Source organism: Paenibacillus pini JCM 16418 (assembly GCF_000576305.1).
In the GTDB taxonomy this organism is placed as follows: domain Bacteria; phylum Bacillota; class Bacilli; order Paenibacillales; family Paenibacillaceae; genus Paenibacillus_AQ; species Paenibacillus_AQ pini.
In genome coordinates this window covers 15,594-31,480 of sequence record NZ_BAVZ01000027.1, presented here as the reverse complement: position 1 = coordinate 31,480, position 15,887 = coordinate 15,594, and the positions used below count along the sequence as shown (strand labels likewise).

General features: G+C 44.9%; 10 protein-coding genes. 4 read left to right on the top strand and 6 right to left on the bottom strand.

The features are described 5' to 3' along the window. Positions 1 to 1,419, bottom strand: a 1,419-nt coding sequence (locus tag JCM16418_RS23995) for a collagen-like repeat preface domain-containing protein (RefSeq protein WP_148298882.1), incomplete at its 3' end; no start/stop codon positions are given. Between the two features lie 182 nt (positions 1,420 to 1,601). Here JCM16418_RS23995 and JCM16418_RS21470 point away from each other — a divergent pair. Further along, positions 1,602 to 2,684, top strand: a complete 1,083-nt coding sequence (locus JCM16418_RS21470) for a glycosyltransferase family 2 protein (protein ID WP_036653087.1) — start codon at positions 1,602 to 1,604, stop codon at positions 2,682 to 2,684. 73 nt (positions 2,685 to 2,757) lie between these two features. Here JCM16418_RS21470 and JCM16418_RS21465 read toward each other — a convergent pair whose 3' ends face one another. The 5 genes from JCM16418_RS21465 to JCM16418_RS21445 all read right to left on the bottom strand — a co-directional run bounded on the left by JCM16418_RS21465 (position 2,758) and on the right by JCM16418_RS21445 (position 11,584). Then, on the bottom strand, positions 2,758 to 7,050 hold the full coding sequence (locus tag JCM16418_RS21465; RefSeq protein ID WP_036653085.1) for an Ig-like domain-containing protein: 4,293 nt from the start codon (positions 7,048 to 7,050) through the stop codon (positions 2,758 to 2,760). Next, a complete protein-coding gene (locus tag JCM16418_RS26470) occupies positions 7,047 to 7,763 on the bottom strand; it encodes an L-type lectin-domain containing protein (protein WP_036653083.1) in 717 nt (238 codons plus the stop codon). The genes JCM16418_RS21465 and JCM16418_RS26470 overlap by 4 nt, the downstream gene beginning before the upstream one ends. Positions 7,764 to 7,971: 208 nt before the next feature. Continuing rightward, the gene (locus tag JCM16418_RS21455; RefSeq protein ID WP_036653080.1) at positions 7,972 to 9,426 is read right to left on the bottom strand and encodes a catalase; all 1,455 of its coding nucleotides are present in this window, start codon (positions 9,424 to 9,426) and stop codon (positions 7,972 to 7,974) included. Between the two features lie 413 nt (positions 9,427 to 9,839). After that, on the bottom strand, positions 9,840 to 10,910 hold the full coding sequence (locus JCM16418_RS21450) for a sensor histidine kinase (RefSeq protein ID WP_036653078.1): 1,071 nt from the start codon (positions 10,908 to 10,910) through the stop codon (positions 9,840 to 9,842). Then, positions 10,907 to 11,584 carry a response regulator transcription factor gene (locus JCM16418_RS21445; RefSeq protein WP_036653075.1) on the bottom strand — a complete coding sequence of 226 codons (678 nt, stop codon included), beginning with the start codon at positions 11,582 to 11,584 and terminating at the stop codon, positions 10,907 to 10,909. Before JCM16418_RS21445 ends, JCM16418_RS21450 begins: the two co-directional genes overlap by 4 nt. Positions 11,585 to 12,261: 677 nt before the next feature. Here JCM16418_RS21445 and JCM16418_RS21440 point away from each other — a divergent pair. The 3 genes from JCM16418_RS21440 to JCM16418_RS21435 are packed head-to-tail and all read left to right on the top strand — an operon-like array spanning position 12,262 to position 15,796. After that, positions 12,262 to 13,818 (top strand): ABC transporter ATP-binding protein, encoded by a 1,557-nt coding sequence (locus JCM16418_RS21440; protein ID WP_306304816.1) that lies wholly within the window; start codon positions 12,262 to 12,264, stop codon positions 13,816 to 13,818. Beyond that, the gene (locus JCM16418_RS26125) at positions 13,800 to 14,009 is read left to right on the top strand and encodes a hypothetical protein (RefSeq protein WP_242403938.1); all 210 of its coding nucleotides are present in this window, start codon (positions 13,800 to 13,802) and stop codon (positions 14,007 to 14,009) included. The genes JCM16418_RS21440 and JCM16418_RS26125 overlap by 19 nt, the downstream gene beginning before the upstream one ends. Then, positions 14,006 to 15,796 (top strand): ABC transporter ATP-binding protein, encoded by a 1,791-nt coding sequence (locus JCM16418_RS21435; RefSeq protein WP_036653073.1) that lies wholly within the window; start codon positions 14,006 to 14,008, stop codon positions 15,794 to 15,796. Before JCM16418_RS26125 ends, JCM16418_RS21435 begins: the two co-directional genes overlap by 4 nt. The last annotated feature ends 91 nt before the right edge of the window (positions 15,797 to 15,887 follow it).

Here is a 15,887-nt window from a genome sequence, read left to right as displayed (position 1 = left end):
AGTTACTCCCGTGGCTCCTGTCGCACCTATGATTCCTGTGGCTCCTGTAATCCCAGCTAAACCAGTTGCGCCTGTTACCCCGTTAGCACCTGTTGCTCCAGTTAACCCGTTGGCACCTGTAGCTCCAGTCAAACCCGTAGCCCCTGTTACTCCAGTGGCTCCGGCATCCCCAGTTACTCCCGTGCTTCCCGTTGAACCAACTCCTGGCCCGGTCGCACCCGTAGCTCCATTCGCACCAGTCACTCCAGCTGCCCCAGTAGCCCCAACCGTTCCGGTAGCTCCCTGAGCCCCAGTTACCCCTGCACCTGCCAATAGGGTGTAATCTGTTGATGTTCCTGGTGTTCCAACTGGAGAATTAACATTACTTATAAAGGTGCTACCTCCATTGGTTACAACTGTTCCCGCCACATAAAATGGACTTAGAGCAGGGTCAAAGACTGTTACTCCCAACAATCCAACACCTGTTGCTCCTGTCGCTCCAACAGCTCCTGTTGCTCCAGATCCTGTTGCTCCCGTCGCGCCTGATCCAGCTAATAACGTATAATCTGCGGAAGTCCCTGGCGTTCCTGTAGGTGAAGAGACATCTGCTATATACGTGCTACCATTAAATGTTACTATGTTTCCTGCCTCATAAAATGGGCTTTGCGCTGGGTCAAAGGCTCTGACTCCCAGCAGTCCTACACCTGTAGCTCCCGTCGCGCCTGATTCAGCTAGTAACGTATAATCTGCGGAAGTCCCTGGCGTTCCTGTAGGTGAAGAGACATCTGCTATATACGTGCTTCCATCAAATGTTACTATGGTTCCTGCCTCATAAAATGGGCTTTGTGCTGGATCAAATGCTCTTGCTCCCAACAGTCCTACACCTGTAGCCCCTGTAGCTCCTGTAGCTCCTGTTGCCCCTATAGAACCTGGAACACCCGCTTGACCAGCTGCGCCAGCGGGGCCGGCTGGACCCACGGGTCCTGCTGAACCTGTAGCCCCTCCATTTCCCAGAGAGTTAAGTGCAACCGTAGGCAAAATAAATGAGAGTTTTCGTTCAATTTCGCGGATAAGCTCTACCATTTCGTCTTTAATATTTCTTGTAATTTTAAGTAATAGCACAGTAGCCAAAAGACTATCCAACAACTGACCCAAATTGGTGATTAGTCCTACTCCCGATGGAACCGTGGCTTCAGAATTCGTAATCGTTAACTCCAGTGAAGATTGCAAAACCGCTTTATCTACAATTGGAAATTCAGAACGATTCACAAAATTCAATAAATTATGGAGCACTCCTCTTAACTCCGCAATACTTGATTGACTCTGATTGGTCAAAGCCGGTGGAATGGTTTGTAACAGCAATCTGAGTAATTCAATAAGTTCTTTGCTTTGTTCATCAGAAATAAAAATAATACCTACACGATCATCCCTATCACTCATATAGTACCTCCTTCAGTTTTAAGTTGAATAATCACAGAATACGAAGAATATATTTTGATGAAAAACCTTCAACTATATAAATGTGTATTCAGAGTATTTGTACCACTTACGTTGTCTTTTTAAAATCGCCAATATTTTTATTGGAGAGCTTATCCAGTTCGTACTTCCGGAGGGTAAACGTTATGATTACGATCAGCCTGTGTATGATTGTCAAAAATGAAGAGACTGCGCTGCCCCGTTGCCTTGCCTCCGTTGCTTCGGCAGTGGATCAGATCATCATTGTGGATACCGGATCAACCGATAATACGATTAGTACCGCGCAACCTTTCAAAGCAAATATCCATACATTTCAATGGATTGATGATTTTTCAGCTGCCCGAAATTATGCGTTCAGTCTTGCAGATCAAGAATATATTTTGTGGCTGGATGCCGACGACGTATTGAAGGAAGAAGATCTTGCCAAATTAATTACATTAAAAGAAACCCTCAACCCCATGATTGATTCCGTCACAATGAATTACAATTTGGCCTTTGATGAGTATGGCAATACGATTTCCAGTCTAAGACGTAATCGCCTCGTCAAGCGAAGTAATCAATTTCGCTGGATTGGTCAAGTTCATGAGTATCTTGAGGTCAGTGGGCAGATTCATGATAGTGATATATCGGTAACACATTGTGGAGATGAACGAGATAGTGACCGTAATTTACATCTCTATTTAAAAAAATGGTCACGACAAGAACCCTTTTCTCCGCGAGATACCTATTATTTTGCAAATGAGCTGCTTGATCACCATATGCATGAGATGGCAGTCTTATATTATCGAAAGTTTCTTGATCAAGGGCTCGGATGGGTGGAGGATAATATCGCCGCCTGTGGCAAAGTGGCCGATTGCTATCATGCCTTGGGTGAACCAGATAAGGAAATGCAGTTCACTTTAAAATCCTTCGAATATGCCAGTCCTCGTCCAGAGTTTTGCTGCCGACTCGGATTTCACTTTTTAGAAAAAAACGACCCTCGAACTTCCTTGTATTGGTATCTACAAGCCGTTCAAATGGCTCCTCCTGCTGATCACTGGGCTATACGCAATAATAGCTGCTCAACTTGGTTACCTCATTTGCAGTTATGCGTCTGTTATGATCGTCTGGGCGAGCATGAATTGGCCTACCAGCACAACGAGCTGGCTAGAAAATATAGACCGGAGGATAAGGCCATCCTTGCAAATAAGCTCTATTTAGAATCCATTCTGCAGGTACAGACCGGATAAACCAATAGCAAAATGCAACAAAGGACACCACGGAAGGGTGTCCTTTGTTGTATAAATGATATTAATTTCAGCGTTAGTTCACTTGATCTTGATGCTGCTTGATGAATTTCTCACTACCATCTGAATTTCGGTTAGCATCATGTGACAATGTCGCTTCTTCCACCTGCCCAAATCCCCAATGTGAGGATGGAATATCAGGGAAAGATTGCGGTGCTTCCTGAAGAGGTCCACGGAACAGCGCATGATTGATTAATGTCACAGCCTCCAATCGAGTAATCGCATTTAGTGGTCGGAATGCACCGTCTTTATAACCTTGCAACATAGCGTTGCGTAATAACGTTTCAACGGCTGCACTAGACCAACGTCCTGACATATCAGTAAAGTGACTTTCAATGGATTCTGGTGATTCAAGCTTCAGGAACCGAACCATAACGGCAGCCAGCTCTTCTCTTGTTACTGCTTGATCAGGATGGAATGATCCATCTGCATAACCTGTAAATATTCCATTTTCTGTAGCAATGCTAATGTACCCCGAAGCCCAATGGTTTTGGGAAACATCTGCAAACGTTGCGTGTTTATCAGTCTTACCATCATCTAATAAACGAGCGGTTATCGCTGCCAGTTCCGCGCGTGTCAGAGAACCCTGTGGATTAAACTTTCCACTCGGATATCCAAGAATGTAACGGTCGTGACTAACCACACCAAATCGGTTCGAGAATACGAGCAATTTAAGGCTGGCAGTTCCATTGGCGGGATGTAGGACTTCTCCTGTACCCGCAGAGAATACGGCCTTCACTTCATTGATCTTCTCATTTGTATTTATTTTCGGGAATTGAATACGAATGTTAATAGTCCCTTTACTTCCCGCATTTAGATCTGTAAGCGACCAAACTACTAGTTGTCCGTTGACTTTTCCACCTGCTGCATCCACAATTACAGCTCCTTCTGGAAGTGTCATTGTGATCGTTCCAGACTTCAACAGCTGCTTCGATTCATTACTATAATTAAGGCGAATGGAGGCTGTACTGTTCTCCTCATATAGAGGATGATCAATAGACATATTTATTTTCACATTTGCCTGACCAACGTTCTCAGGTTTAGGTGTTGTAGGCGCAGGGGGATTAGTAGAAATTCCTGCGTTATTTGAGTTATTTGAATTGCTAGTATGATCTGTGAGATCTGAACCGCTGCCGGTAGGCAATGGCTCCATACTAAAATCCCAATGAACTATAGCTCGGTTGACCTCAATATTAGCACTTCGATATGCCGAATAACCGGAGTGTGTTGCCGTCACGATATAATCGGTATCCGCAAAGACCATAAATGCATAATTACCTCCGCCATCTGTGCGTTGCTCATTGGCATTGTCACTTGGTACAAAGCCTGGCAAAGATGGTAAATGAACCTTTGATCCTGGAATGATTCCAGCAGCGCGATTCCGCGGAGTATCTGAATAGATTAATGTAACCTCAGTATCTGGAATAGGAAGACCTGTCTTCACATCTGTCACCACTCCAAAAGGATCAATGAGTTCCTCATTGATGTTCATTTCTCCCTTGCTTCCAACTCTAAGCTTTGGATAAGATCCATCTTTTCTTTGGTTAATCACAATGGATTGACGAACAGACTGACCATCCGAATTGATCTGGTTGTATTCATAACGAATTTCCAGCTCATAGACTTGTGTAGGATCAGCAGGCAAGCCATCTGCAACAAAGACTCCGCTATCGCTAAGCTCGTAGCCATCAGCATTCGTGTAGGTTCCATCTTCTTTAAGAAGATATGCCTTAAACGCTGGGTCAGCATCAGGTTTATCTATAGAGCTACCGATCTTATCAAACTGAATCGGTTGAAGAGAACCATTTGTCCCCCTGCTTCCAATAACTCCGGTTAGGGTCTGATTCGATGGGAAAACTTGTCCCTCACCTGTAATTTCTTCCCCTACGGTTACCTTTTGTTTATATATAATCTTTTGCGCCTGACTACCGGAACCTATCATTCTTTCGGTCTCGACCCAGTAATCCTGATTACCATTGACAATAGGTATTGAATAGCTTCCATCCGAGGCTGTTAGCGCACTTCCTAATGCAACACCACTTTCATCACGTATCGTAACTAGAGCCCCTCCGACAGGAACAATCCCCTTAACCGGATCGGTATTCGTGATCACGCCAGAGACGACCGCTGGCTCCAACCAAAGAACAATACCTGCATAACCGGTTATTCCTTTGGAAGGTTCATTTACAGTTGCACTAATTTCAATATGAATAGAGCTAACACTACTGACTTTCTCGCTCTGATAGCGAATTGATGCTTGTCCATTGACATCAGTAACAACGGACGGCACCGCCAAGTTTCCATTCTCATCAACAAATTGTCCATATGGTGAGGCATTGAAATCTACCATCACGTTCTGCACCGCATCACCATTCTTGTCTTTCACTTGGGCAAGCAGCTGCGATTGAGATATTCCATTCGCTGCAATGCTTAAAGGAGATGCAGTAAGTTCAATAGAGTATTCCATCTCATTTATCGACAAGTTTACAGTTGCTGGAGCTGAAACGGACTTTCCGTCGCTTACCGTGAACGTAAAGCTATCTGGACCTGTATATCCTGCCTCAGGGATGTATGTGTACGTCCCATCTGACTCTATCGTAACCGTACCATGCTCAGGCTGCTTATCAATAACATAGGTGAGTCGATCCCCTGGATCAGAATCTTTGGCTGTCAGATGACCTGACAGCTTACCATCAGGCTGCACAGCTGCCTGAGTATCTTGAGCAACAGGAATCTGATTAATCGTAAGGATGATTGTTGCTGGTGCTGAATCAACGGTACCATCATTCACAATAAAATCGAAACGATCCAGTCCTGTAAAATTTGCAGTCGGCGTGTATTTATATTTACCGTCTGTCTCTACCACAACCGTACCATGAGTAGGATGATTGAGAACCTTATATGTCAGAATGTCACCTGCATCCACATCAGTTCCTACTAGTTGACCTTCAAATGGCTGCCCAGTCGTTACAACGGCCTGTCCATCTTTTGCCTCAGGAGGTTGATTATCCTGATTCGTTACAGGAAAATGATCGAGCGATTTCAAACTATTATTCAAGCTACTATCTGTAATATTTTTCCGCTGGTCAGCTGTTGGCTGATAGTTTAAAGTGACCACTGCTCCAGGTGGAATTTGTTTCTGAGGTAACGTGTTCGTATTCACGGTCAGAACAAGTGTGTGTGCATCCCCCTGTTTGAGGCTTAGATTAGTAACGGGCAATGTAATTGCATTTGTCCCTGTACCAATCTTCACTTCAAATGCTCCAGTAGCATTTCCCTTAAGCGATATATCATCGGCCAAGGTTAATTCAATCTGATTACGCTTGCCACTTACAGCAGCACTTACAGGATCAAAAGGATTGTCCGCTGGTTCCGTCGTAATAGAGGATAAGATATTTCCGGGTAAATCCTTGATATCTCCATCATTCTCGTCATAATTTATCTTCACTTCCACTCCTTCAGGAATGGATGCATCCACCCTTAGGATAAGTGGATCGAGTGGTGTCCCACTACCACCAATGATCTCAGCCGGAGTAGGCTCATTATCTATAATGACTGTAAACCCACTTGGATTCTTCTGGGTATAGCGCACGGGTTCATCAAACGTAACCAGCACATGCGTACGATCCTTGCTATCAACAACAGCATCTTGTAGCAAAGGAGCAGCATTATCGTCACCAAAAGTTACAGCTTTCTCATCGAAAGCTCCACCGCCGTACTGATCACCATTATAGGTGCCACCCACAACAGCTTTAACATTGGTATCAAAACCTTCAACTTGTGTACTGTATAATTCAGTCGTCGCTATACCATTCTTATCTGTTGCAATCGTGACAAACCGTTCATGTAGCGTTGTTTGATCACTTTCGTATACTTTTTGCTCACCGTTTAAGGCAGCTCCCAGTTCGACCGTGTTCTTACGAAGCTTCTTCTTGTTTTGAGGATCACTGTCATCTATTAGAATGCGAGGATCGTTAGGGTCCTTCGTAGTTCCTACAGGTAACAGATAATCACCAATTTTGAATAAGGAGAATGTCACAGGATAGTTTGGAATTGTCTTTCCCTCTATATCCTTTACTGTAGCATGTACTGATCGTTTAGGGCCGGTTCCTGCTTCTACCTCTAATTCAACTTTCAAGGGCGACGTAGAATAAGTGTTCTTCGTAGGATCAATAAGTCCTGAATCATTATTGAAATACCATGAACTAATATCATGATTCTGATTCTGACCCCCTGTTGCAGCCGTAAAGCCCACATAAGCCTCGTCCTGATTCAGAATGCTCATTAAATCCAGATCATTGACGCTCAATATCGCTTATCCGGAACCGCTGGGACTACGCCTTCCTGAATACCTTTAGCTAAATATACTTGTAAATGCTTGGTTTTACCGTCATAGTCAATCCATGAATAATACATGCTACCATCTGTAAATCTCATTCCATCAGAATTATTAGTTACAGATGCTCCTACTGGCACATTGTATAAATTCTTTGCTGGATTTCCATGATTCATGACTCCATTTGTAACAAGAGCCACGTGATTACTGAAGTTTCCAGTGTCATTCTTGCTTCCGTCTTTGTAGACAAGCCCGGGGTCATTGTAGGATTCGGAACCTACATTGTTCTTATATGTATCAAATTCAATACCGATACTCGGTTGAAGGCCATTATAGCCAATTCCCCCACCTACAGAACCAGCCGCACTAGATTTTGTCTGCACTGTGAATACAATTCCATCCGCTGGCGTCTGTGAACCCGCACTCATCCTAAAAGCAAAATGTGTGCTAAAAGAACGGTCATCTGTCAACGAAATTCTTCGCTGGTTAGGAAAAGCAGTTCCTAACTTATCATTCACATTAGGCGTTAATCTCAGAATATCTTTGTTCCCGACTTTGACGTACTTAGCATCTTTGTTAAGCGCTAAGAACCCTTTATTAACGAGTGCATTTGCAGCTTCAAAGTTATCGTAGGCGAATGCAATATATTTAGGAGGCAACGCAGGTCCAGCTTGTGCTTTGTGCAAGAAACCTAGCTCCCCTGTGAGAATTAGAAGTATACAGAGTCCCCATATACCTCCCTTTCTTATCCATAACTTCAATTTTAATCATCCTTCCCCCTATAAACTGAATACGTTCGCCATTATACGCGAAGCTTCTGAACAGATTCTGAACAGTATTCAAACAACAAACAAGCCTGCCCTCTTACATGAGGACAAGCTTGTTTAATTCTATTTATGATAAGTGCGATAGAAATGGCGTCAAATCTACATTTAAATTTTCAGCAAGCCGTTTGCCAAGACCTGCATCCGCGCGATAAAAGTTGCAAATGACCAGCAGTACCGTCTGTTCAGATACATGCTTGAGGTCCGCCGTTAAATTCTTCACGAGAGCATCCTGTTCCTCAAGAGAGTACTTCCTATATACTGCACCCGCCTGACCGAAGTCATTAGGCTTCTCAATTTTAGCGCGAACAACTTCACTTTGTACGTGGAAAGGTACTTCTGCATATGCTGGTTCTTGCTTTGGTGTGTGTTCATAACGATTCGGTTCATAATTGATAGAGTCTGTCTGCTGCTTAAACGGCATCGCTCCATCACGCTGATTATTGCTTACTTGTGCAAATGGACAGTTAATCGGTAGTTGAAGATAGTTCGGTCCAATGCGGTGACGCTGTGTATCGGAATACGAGAACAACCGTCCTTGTAGAAGCTTATCCTCGGATGGCTCAATACCTGGTACAACAACACCTGGATTAAATCCAACCGATTCCGTTTCGGCAAATATATTATCTGGGTTACGGTTAAGCGTCATCGTACCTACGAGCTGATAAGGAATATCTTCTTCAAACCAGTCTTTGGTAGCGTCCAGCGGATAGAAATCAAACTGATCTAAATCGGCTGGATCAAGAATTTGTACAAAAAGGTCCCACTCTGGATAATCTTCACGCTCAATCGCATCATATAGATCGCGACTAGCATGGTTGAAATCCATCGCTTGAACGGCTGCTGCTTCTTCAGCAGATAGATTCTTCACTCCTTCTTTTGGAACCCAACGCAATTTAACATATACCGTATTTCCATATTGGTTAATCCACTTGTATGAATGGACACTGGAACCGCGCATGTGGCGGTAATTCGCAGGAATGCCTTCATCCGTAAATAAGTGCATCATCATATTCGTGGATTCTGGAGTCAATGACATGAAATCCCAATAACGATCTGGATCTTGAATGTTCGTTCTAGGATCTGGCTTCAATGAATGAACCATGTCGGGGAATTTCATCGCATCGCGAATGAAGAATACCGGTAGATTATTTCCGACAAAGTCATAATTGCCCTCTTCCGTATAAAACTTCACCGAGAACCCACGTGGATCACGCAATGTTTCTGGGGAATGCTGTCCATGAATAACCGTGGAAAACCGCGTAAAGATCGGTGTTTCCTGTCCCTCTTGTTGTAAAAAAGCTGCTTTCGTATACCGCTTCATACTGTTTGCTACCTTGAATACACCATGTGCACCTGCACCGCGTGCATGCACAACCCGCTCTGGCACCCGTTCCCGGTCAAAATGTGCTAGCTTCTCGAGTAACTGATAGTCTTCGAGCAGCGTTGGCCCGTTCTGTCCCGCTGTTCTGGAATGCTGATTATCACCAATGGGAACCCCTTGATTTGTTGTAAGTCTTGTCATTTATAAATCCCCTCTCTATATTCATTATTTATTTAGAATTATTATAATCTGTAATGATATGTACTCATTCTATCGCAAGCAGGGATCAAAAATCAACCCTTATTTATAATTATTATAATCTGGTAAAAAGTATGCCTATTTCGCTTCCAAAATAGAAAAGAAGCTACATTGCACTTCTGCAATTAGCTTCCATCTCATCCTTCTACATTCCAAATACATGTTAAGTCCATACAGATTCTGTCATCTTTTAAACTCATTTATAGTGACTCTCGTCGTTCCGTCTTCGGTAGCTTATTCTTACAATTGAATGATCAGGTCCAGTAGCAAACGACATAATATTTCGTCTGTACATCCCAGAATAATGAGCTGCAAATGTTTTTACATTACACGTGTACATTTTGACTGGTTAGATATCACAATGAAACTAGAGATGCCGCCCTTGGTAAGCGCACATTCATCACCGTGCCCTCTCCAAGGTTGCTCGTTACGCTTACGCTTCCTTGATGCATTTGTACAATTTTATGAATAATCGAGAGTCCGAGTCCACTTCCCCCACTGGAGCTCGTTCTTGATTTATCCACTTTATAGAATCGTTCAAAAATATGCTCCTGCTCCTCGGCAGAAATGCCAATGCCCGTGTCCTCAATTCGCACAAGCACTTCCCGTTCATCTGCCTCCAGAAGGACGCTGATAGTCCCTTTCAACGGCGTGAATTTAATTGCATTATGAAGTAGATTCACCCACACCTGACTCAGCAAATCCGGATCAGCTTCAATGGTCGTCTGCTTCAATTCCACGATCATCTCTAGATCTTTATCTATCCACTGCGGCTCGCAGGCAAGAATCAAAGTCTGAAGCTGCTTATCTAATCGCATTGGCACGGGATCAAATGGATGCTGCTCTGAATCAAGAGAGGCCAACCGGAGCATATTCTCGGATAATCGGGAGAGACGAACACTCTCATGTTCAATAATATCCAAATAATGCTCCCGTTCCTCAGCGCTCAGCCCCTTCTCTTTCAGGACTCTTGCAAAGCCACTGATCGAGGTGAGGGGAGACTGAATCTCATGTGACACATCCGAGATGAAATCTTGGCGCATCGATTCCAGCTTGTTCAGATCTGCGGCCATTTCATTAATACCACTGATTAGATTGTTCATAGGTCCTTCATCGAAGTTGCCTGGAATTTGAATGGATACATTGAAATCGCCCTTAGCAATCCTACGCAAAGCATCAATAATAGATTCGTAGAAAAGGAACTGTTTTCTTCTCACGAATAGAGAAATAATAACCATACTTACTCCAAATAAAATAAATCCAAATACGGAGTTAAGTAACTGTTGGAATAAGGGGGGGAGATGCCATCCAAACCAGGATGTCAGGTAATAAGCAACCACCCAGAATAAGGTAAGTCCTGTCATCACGGCTAACGAGCCCATGATGGGTCTGAACATAGCTCTTAACTTGGAAGAATGACGCCTCATGATTTCACCTCAAGTCGATATCCCAGACCTCGAATCGTTCGAATCTGAAAGGCATGCTCCTCAGGGTCAAATCGCTCTCGCAGCCTCCGAATATGCACATCAATCGTACGCTCGTCACCTTCATAATCGTAGCCCCAGATCAGCTCAATAAGCTGATCGCGTGGAAAGGTTTTTCCTGGGTAACTCGCTAGGAGGAAAAGTAGCTCGAACTCCTTCAGCGGCAATGTTAATGCTTCATTTCCGTCATAACATTCATACGTTTTACGGTTGAGACGCAGGTCTCCAATCTGTATTTCTTGTGAGGCAGCGATGCGATATCTCTTCAATAGAGCCTTCACCCGGACAACGAGCTCCAGTGGATCAAAGGGCTTCACCAGATAATCATCTGTTCCCAGCTCGAAGCCCCTGACCTTTTGTGCGGTCTCCCCCTTCGCTGTTAACATCAATAAAGGTAGATCCTCATAGTGCTCAGACAACTCGCGGCACAGCTCCCACCCATCCATACCTGGCATCATGATGTCCAGTATAACTAGATCAGCTTTAACCGTCTCCAGTACATGCAGTGCTTCGTGCCCGTTCGAGGCCTCCGTCGTGCTGAAGCCTTCAGACTTCAGCACGTGGCGTACCAGTTCACGGATATGTGGATCATCATCAACAATGAGAATAATAGGCATGAGGCACACTCCTTTTTTGCATCTATTTTAATTACAATTAACGATTCCGCTCCAACTTCGTAAACATAAGCGCTCCAATAATTGAAACACCAAGAAGAATCCCGCCATAACGATTAAATCAGATAATGGATTGTGTATTACGATTTTACTGCACATTGGAGTTTCCGCATAGAAGTCAGCCCATGCTAGGCCGATACAGTATGTCAAGGGCATCATTTTCGCCAAAAACATAAGAATACCTACGAAATGCTGAATCGAAATCATTGCGCCGCATAGAAACATTTGAGGCTAGATTAATTATCATCGAACCTATCTGCGCCGTCGTTCTACTTTCTTGGACAAAATCAATAAAGAAAATACCAAGTGTACCATCGATCATGCAGAATAAAGGGGACCACTAAAGATTAACTTCAATTTATGAACTGAATATGAATTGAATAGAAAGGATATAGCCTATTTCATGTAGCGCTGGCTGCGGTTACGGATTGCCTTCCGATGACGGTCCGTACCAAGATAAAGTTTTTCTTTAGATAAACTTTATCTTGAAACACTTCCATATTATTGTATGATGGATATTATTTGCACCTGGTCAATTAAATGGAATCAGCTGGGTCGCGAGACGAGATATATCAAGCTCAACAATACATAATGTCTGGTTTGGAATTGGGGGTCTTCACATGCATCAACAAACTAAAAAGCCATCCATGTCATGGCTACTCAGGTATCTGCTTCCGGTTAAGGGCCGGCTGCTCATTTTGTTACTTCTGCTCCTCGCATCAACCGCTACACAACTCGTGAATCCGCAGATTGTCCAGCGTTTTATCGACACTGCCGCGGATAACGGTATAATTTCCAGTCTATTCGTGCTTGCCTGCTTCTATCTTGTTCTTGCTGTTTTCAATCAAATCTTGACTGTGGCTATCAGCTATTTGGGAAATGACGTATCTTGGCGTGCCACCAATCAGCTTCGCGGCGATCTACTGAAGCACTGCCTTCGTCTGGATATGCGCTTCCACAATTTGAAAACGCCCGGTGAGATGATCGAGCGTATCGACGGTGACGTGACCAACATGTCGAACTTTTTCGCCATGTTTATCATTAAGGTCATCGGAAGCTTTGTCCTCCTCGCAGGTATCCTTAGCTTCATGTTTACGATTAACTGGCCGATTGCCACGGTAATGACCTTATTTACACTCGCCTCCATTGGCGCCATGGTATTCATCCGCGATTTGGGCGTCAAATCGTCCAAAGACGAGCGCGGTGCTAGCGCCGCCCTGTTCGGTTTTATTGAGGAACGTATTGCTGGCATTGAAGATGTTCAGGCGAATGGCAATGTGCCATATGTTATGAACCGTTTCCACCGTGCCATGCGCACCGTCTTTGTGAAAGGACGCAAAGCGTGGATGCTGCGAGTCATTCCGTGGAATACGACTGTAGTCCTCTTCGCTATTGCCGTAACGGTCGTACTGCTGCTTGGCGTTCACTATTATTTGGCTAATCAAATCACTTTGGGCACACTCTTCCTCATCTACCAGTACACACAAATGCTGAACGATCCAATCGAACAACTAGGTGATCAGGTACAGGAATTCCAAAAAGCCAAATCTGGCATGATGCGCTCCCAAGAGCTGCTGGCAAACCGCAGCGAAATTATTGAAGGAAGCGAATCGATGCTACCTGAAGGAGCGCTCGGTTTGGAATTTGACCATGTTCACTTCAGCTACAACCCGGATAAGCCAGTACTTCAAGACATTACCTTTACGATATGTCCCGGTGAACGACTGGGTATTATCGGCCGTACCGGCAGCGGTAAATCCAGTCTTAGCCGCGTCCTGCTAAGGTTATACAACATCAATAGCGGTGTCATCAGAGTCGGAGGTACAGATATCCAAGAACTGAAGCTTGAAGCATTATACCGCAGAGTAGGTATGGTAACGCAGGATGTGCAGCTATTTGACGGCTCTCTCCGTGATAATCTGACATTGTTTGACGGCAACATTTCAGACGCATATATTCTGGAAACAACGGATAGACTCGGACTGAAGCAATGGATTGATTCGCTGCCTGAAGGTTTGGATACTCATCTGAAAGCAGGCGGTGCTTCGCTGTCCGCCGGCGAGGCTCAGCTATTCGCCTTGACACGGGTATTCCTGACCGAGCCGAGTCTGGTTATCTTAGATGAGCCTTCCTCGCGCCTCGATGCAGCTACCGAGCCATGCTACAATCGGCCGTAGATCAGCTCATGATGAAATGCACGGGCGTTATAATCGCACACCGCCTAGCCACACTAGAGCAGGTAGATCACATTATGGTGCTTGGAGATGGAAAAATTCTTGAATTTGGCGACAGGGAGGTATTGGCTAAAGATCCTTCCTCCCATTACGCTCAGCTCCTGATTACAGGCAGAGAGGAGGATTTAGCATGACCGTATCTCAATTTGTAAAACGCCTTTTCACCTACAACATATCTCTATTTATGATTAACGGCCTGCTGTGGGGCCTGTTTCACTCCTTGCCGCTGCTCCTTGGACTAGGGATGCAGTGGTTCTTCGACCGAGCGACGAGCCAGTCGCATAACTACTTGTGGCTCGCTATCCCGCTGATTTTCATCGCACTTGTCAGAGTGGCGCGGGTAGGTCTCTTTTTCTGGGCCTTCTTTAAATGGGTCACTTACATTTACGACATTCAGGCGATTCTTCGTACGAATATGCTCAAAGGTATTATGCGTTGGCCTGGCCGCAACCTCCCTGCATCTCCGGGGGAAGCGGTAAGCAGATTCCGTGAGGACGTGGATGAGGTTGTCGAATACGTGGAATCCTGGGTTGATTTCTGGGGACGACTTGCTTTTGCAATTATCTCTCTTATTATCATGGCCAGAATCAATTGGCAAATTACTCTTGTCGCCCTTCTTCCGCTACTTGCGGTTACGTTGCTTAACAATCTCTCAGGTAATCGTGCAAGACGTTACGGACAGCAGAACCGTGAAGCGACGGGAAGAATCACCAGCTTCATCGCTGAATCCTTTGGAGCTGTGCAAGCTCTTAAACTGGGCCAGGCAGAAGAGCATGTCCATCAGCGGTTTATACAGCTGAACGAATCGCGTCGGCAAGCGGCGCTGAAGGATAATCTGTTCAAGCAGTGGATGCGCTCGCTTAATCAGCATGTGTTAAGTATATGTACAGGGATTATTCTGCTGATGTGCGCCTCTGCCATGAAAACAGGCCGCTTCACCGTTGGTGATTTTGCACTCTTCACCTCTTATTTATCAAATATTGGCTTCAGTATTTCACTGTTCGGATACATGGTGTTTCAGCATAAACGTTTAAAGGTGTCCCTCGACCGAATGAGCATACTCTTCCGTCCCGGCGAGCAGAACCGGATTATGGAATTCAGTGAAACCCATCTTTACGGTGAACCTCCAGAGCCGCCCGTCATCGAAAAGGATCCCAAAGAGAAGCTGCAAGCACTAGAAATCAAAGGACTTTCCTATTCCTATCCGAACTCCGAGAACGGCATTACAGATGTAAGCTTCGCGATAGAACGAGGAAAATTCGTCGTCATTACGGGCCGAATCGGCTCCGGAAAATCTACGCTGGTGCGATCGATGCTTGGATTACTGCCCGCAACGGGCGGTTCTGTTCACTGGAACGGTAATAAGATAGAACCGGCTGCATTTCTCGTACCGCCAAGGGCAGCTTATACGCCCCAAGTCCCAAGGCTATTCAGTGATTCACTTCGGGATAATATTATTCAGGGGAGCCCGCCTAGTGAAGATAAGCTTGCGAGTGCCATCCATTTGGCTGTTATGGAAAAGGATATTGAGGATCTGGAGAAAGGTCTGGACACCTTGGTTGGCCCAAGAGGCGTCATGCTATCGGGTGGTCAAATCCAGCGCGCTGCTACAGCAAGAATGATGATGACAGAGTCGGATCTGTTCATCTTCGACGACCTATCGAGTGCACTGGACGTTGAGACGGAGAAACAGCTCTGGGAACGTCTCTTCAAGGAGAGTGATGTCACTTGCATTGCCGTGTCCCACCGCAGGGCTGCTCTTGCGCAGGCTGACCATATCATCGTCATGAAAGATGGCCGAATTGAAGCAGAAGGCACATTATCCGATCTGCTGGCGACCAGCCCCGAAATGCAGCTACTGTGGCAGGGCGAGGCTTCAGTAGTGGAAGATACGGATGATAATCTGATTACAACCACCTAAATGTATGACAAAAAAGGCAGGAACAAGAGGAAACCTCTTGGCCTGCCTTTTAATATTTACGATTTTATTGCGATCCGCCTATATAAGCAGA